Source organism: Bergeyella anatis, from assembly GCF_036016955.1.
Lineage (GTDB): Bacteria > Bacteroidota > Bacteroidia > Flavobacteriales > Weeksellaceae > JAYWXI01.
This window is the reverse complement of the sequence record NZ_JAYWXI010000195.1, coordinates 1-305: the sequence shown is the minus strand read 5'-3', so window position 1 is coordinate 305 and position 305 is coordinate 1. Positions and strand designations below refer to the sequence as shown.

Sequence of the window (305 nt, the reverse complement as noted above, 5' to 3'; positions counted from 1 at the left end):
TGGCTAAAAAACTCGATGGCAACTTGGAATTAGCCATTCGCCAAAAAGCACAGGAGAGAAGAGAAAGTCTTTAGGATTCTAATACTTTACCCATTTAATAACTTTTAAATTAAAAATAAATGAAACGATTTATTATTAGCACATTAGCCGTTTTAGGAATCGGCACCAGTGTATCGGTAAATGCCCAATGGGTGGTAAGCGACCCTGGGAACTTAGCTCAAAGTATTGTGAACACAGCTCAAGAAATCGTACAGACTTCTTCCACTGCTGCCAATACACTCAATAACTTTAGAGAAGTGGAGAAA

At 38.0% G+C, this 305-nt stretch carries 1 protein-coding gene; it reads left to right on the top strand.

The annotated features are described in order from the left end of the window. Nucleotides 1-119: 119 nt before the first annotated feature. Nucleotides 120-305, top strand: a 186-nt coding sequence (locus VQ048_RS12905) for a DUF4141 domain-containing protein (RefSeq protein WP_327612005.1), incomplete at its 3' end; no start/stop codon positions are given.